General features: G+C 68.4%; 2 protein-coding genes. One reads left to right on the forward strand and one right to left on the reverse strand.

Annotated features, from left to right (window positions below; all coding sequences use genetic code 11):
- Nucleotides 1-196 precede the first annotated feature (196 nt).
- Entirely contained in the window at nucleotides 197-1,981 is a 1,785-nt protein-coding gene (gene gcl, locus AC31A1_RS48805; protein WP_489659495.1) for a glyoxylate carboligase, read from the reverse strand.
- A gap of 188 nt (nucleotides 1,982-2,169) precedes the next feature.
- Between gcl and AC31A1_RS48810 the strand changes: the two genes are divergently transcribed.
- Entirely contained in the window at nucleotides 2,170-2,877 is a 708-nt protein-coding gene (locus AC31A1_RS48810) for a hypothetical protein (protein WP_489659496.1), read from the forward strand.
- Nucleotides 2,878-3,439 lie beyond the last annotated feature (562 nt).

Here is a 3,439-nt window from a genome sequence, read left to right on the forward strand (position 1 = left end):
GTTCACTTGTGGGGCCGGGTAGGTGCTGCCTGGAGCTGTTCGTTGCGGGGTGCGGGTCGTATGTGGCTGGTCGCGCCCACGCGGCGGAGCCGCAAATCGACACAGCCCCGCGCCCCTTTTTGTGGCGCTTTGCGCCTACAAAAAGAGGGGGGCTCACCCGTCACCGGATGGCCCCCCTCCCTGTTCTTCCCGCGACCTAGACCTTCAGCGTCCTGATCGACGTCGGTGCGTGGCCCGGTTCCGTCGCGATCTCCTCGAACTCCACCACGTTGCTGATGTCGTTCGTCTTGCTCATGGCGATGTTGGTGACTCGTTCGAGGATGGCTTCTACGACGACCGGGACCCTGAACTCCGCCGCGAGCTTCTTGGCCTGCTCGAAGGCCGTGCCCAGTTCGGTGGGGTCGGTGACGCGGATGGCCTTGCAGCCCAGTCCTTCTACGACCTTGATGTGGTCGACGCCGTAGACGCCCAGCTCGGGCGAGTTGATGTTCTCAAATTCCAGGTTGACCTGGAAGTTGATGTCCAGGCCGATCTGCGCCTGCCGGATGAGGCCCAAGTAGGCGTTGTTCACGAGGACATGGACGTACGGGATGCGGTGCTGTGCCCCGACCGCCAGTTCCTCGATCATGAACTGGAAGTCGTAGTCGCCGGAGAGGGCGACCACGGACGCGTCGGGATCGGCCTTCGCGACGCCCAGTGCGGCCGGGATCGTCCAGCCGAGGGGGCCCGCCTGGCCGCAGTTGATCCAGTGGCGGGGGCGGTAGACGTGGAGCATCTGGGCGCCGGCGATCTGGGAGAGGCCGATCGTGGAGACGTACCGGGTCTCCGGGCCGAAGGCCTTGTTCATCTCCTCGTAGACACGCTGGGGTTTGATCGGGATGTCGTCGAAGTGCGTACGGCGCTGGAGAGTTGACTTCCGCTCCTGTGCCGCGGCCGCCCATGTCGAGCGGTCGGGAAGGGTGCCCTCCGCCTTCAACTCCCTTGCCACGTCAACGAACAGCTCCAGCGCCGCCTTCGCGTCGGACGCGATGCCGTAGTCGGGGGCGAAGATCTTGCCGATCTGGGTGGGTTCGATGTCGACGTGGACGAACGTGCGGCCCGCCGTGTAGACGTCCAGCTTGCCGGTGTGGCGGTTGGCCCAGCGGTTGCCGATGCCGAGGACGAAGTCGGACTCCAGGAAGGTCGCGTTGCCGTAGCGGTGCGAGGTCTGGAGGCCGACCATGCCGGCGTTCAGTTCGTGGTCGTCGGGCAGGACGCCCCAGCCCATCAGGGTCGGGACGACCGGGGTACCCGTCAACTCGGCGAATTCCACGAGGAGTTCGGCCGCGTCCGCGTTGATGACACCGCCGCCTGCGACGATCAGCGGGCGTTCGGAGCCGTTCAGCATCCCGATCGCCTTCTCGATCTGGGCCCGGGTCGCGGCGGGCCTGTAGGCCTGGAGCGGCTCGTACGTCTCCGGGTCGAACTCGATCTCCGTGAGCTGTACGTCGATCGGGAGGTCGATGAGGACCGGGCCGGGGCGGCCGGAGCGCATGAGGTGGAAGGCCTGCTGGAAGACGCCGGGGACCTGGGCCGCCTCCAGGACCGTGATCGCCATCTTCGTCACCGGGGCCGCGATCGACGCGATGTCCACGGCCTGGAAGTCCTCCTTGTGGATCACGGCGGTCGGGGCCTGGCCCGTGATGCACAGGATCGGGATCGAGTCGCCGATCGCCGAGTAGAGGCCGGTGATCATGTCGGTGCCGGCCGGGCCCGAGGTGCCGATGCAGACACCGATGTTGCCCGGACCGGTACGGGTGTAGCCCTCCGCCATGTGCGAGGCGCCCTCGACATGGCGGGCGAGGGTGTGGTGGATGCCGCCGGAGGCCTTGAGCGCGGCGTAGAAGGGGTTGATCGCCGCGCCCGGGACACCGAACGCGTCGCTGACGCCCTCGCGCTTGAGGATCTCGACTGCCGCGCGGGCAGCGGTCATACGAGCCATGGAGTACTCCTGCTTCGGCTGTCGGAATCACATCACCGGCGCGCCCCGCGGTGAAAACTCCTTGCGAGCTTCTGACTTCCGCATCCGGTTTCCGTATTGCGGAATCTAAATTCTACTATCTGGAAGTAATGTAGGTGGAGTGACCAAGGCCGTCAAGAGACGGACAAGCAGGGGTTTTCAGGAGGACTATGGGGCTCATGTCCGAGAGCGTGCCGGTGCGCTGTCCGGCGTGCCGACGAGAACACGTCTACGCCGCGCCGTCGTATCCCTGTGTGTGCGGGGCGCCCGTCGCTCCGCCGCTGGACCAACGTGGCGTCGCCACGGTCGTGAACCACCGCGTGTGGGACGAGGACTGGATCGCGGTCCGCTGCGCGGCCTGCGGCCGGCTCGACGAGTGGCCGTACCCGGAGCTGGGCTGCCCGTGCGGGACCCTGCTGCGGATACCGGTCGCGGGCGCGGAACCGACATCGGAACCCGCCCCGAGGACCCCCAAGGCCGGCACCGAGGTCGAGGGCCGGCCCGCCTTCCAGCCCGTCACGATCCGCACCGCGCGCGACGCGGTCACCGCCGCCGCGCTCTATCTGCGCTGGCTCGGCTACCGGGACATCCGCCGCGCCGACCAGAGACCCCCGTCCGGCATCGGCCTCGCCGCCCGCGGCATCCTCGCGCAGGTCGACCCGACCGTACGCCCGGCCTCACTGCGCGACGTGGAGTGCCTGTGGCTGACAGCCATGACGGAGTCCACCGAATGCGTCTACTTCTCCCTCGCCGGCTACGCAGACGACGCCCGCGCCCGCGCGGACGCCCTCGGCATCCCCCTGTTCATCCTCGACCTAACGGGCACGCCCCAGCCAGTGAACGAGCTGGCCGATCAACTCGACGCGGCGGGAAGTTAGTTGGGCGGGCGGGGTTGGTTCGCGTCGACCACGGCCGCTTCGTGACGGCCGACGCCGAGCGACGGGCACCGGATAGCTGCGGCCGACGACCGCCCGACGGTTCGGCGAGGACTCGCCCCGCAAGTCGCCAACCTCACCGCAGACCGCCCTACTCACCCTCACGATCACGCCCCAGCCGGTGAACGACCCGGCCGACCAACTCGACGCGGCAGGGAACCAGTTGAGCGGGCGCGGTTGCTTCGTGACGACCACAGGCGGTTCGTAAGGGCAGACGCCGAACGACGGGCAGCGGGCGACAACCGGACCACGCGACGAAGACGCGGGCCCACCCGGATGCCGTCCGCCGCCGCCGACGTCGTACAGCTGCGGCTGCGGCTGCGGGACGTCGCCACGAAGCCGCACCGCAAGTCGCCGGACTCACCGCAGGCCGTCACGTCAGACGCATCCCAGGCCGTCGGACGCACCGAGTCACAGCAGCTCGGCCGAGCCCCTGCGCCCCGCAGTTGAGCGCCCCACCACACACCACCGGCCGGACACCCAGGTCACCCCACACCCCAGCAAC

This window comes from Streptomyces sp. P5F9, assembly GCF_057961495.1.

Bases quoted from the DNA above. Each gene is read 5' to 3' on its own strand.
- gcl (WP_489659495.1), bottom strand. From the start codon at position 1,981: ATGGCTCGTATGACCGCTGCCCGCGCGGCAGTCGAGATCCTCAAGCGC.
- AC31A1_RS48810 (WP_489659496.1), top strand. From the start codon at position 2,170: ATGGGGCTCATGTCCGAGAGCGTGCCGGTGCGCTGTCCGGCGTGCCGA.